This window comes from Salinimicrobium oceani (assembly GCF_012037645.1).
Genome location: NZ_JAAVJR010001734.1, coordinates 1 through 255 on the forward strand (window position 1 = coordinate 1; position 255 = coordinate 255).

Genomic DNA, 255 nt, shown 5'->3' on the forward strand with positions numbered 1-255 from the left:
ACGGATTGCTGTTACTTCTTTCATGAGGTTCGGGTACTTCTTCAACCAATGTTTGGAGTGGGTAGTTTTAGTATAACTTTTTGTTGATCTGATCAGCATATTCTCTGATCGCAGATATTTAAACAGACTGTCTCTTCCAATTTTAAGGTTGCAGCGTTTAAAATCCTCTTTAAGAAGATAATACAACTTTCGAGTACCAATCCTGGGCATTTTTCTACGAATCTCACTCACCATGGGCTTGATCAAAGCAAGTTC

The 255-nt window shown here is 38.0% G+C and carries 1 pseudogene; it reads right to left on the reverse strand.

The annotated features are described in order from the left end of the window. Positions 1-255: pseudogene (locus tag HC175_RS24920) on the reverse strand (IS3 family transposase); the annotation flags it as partial.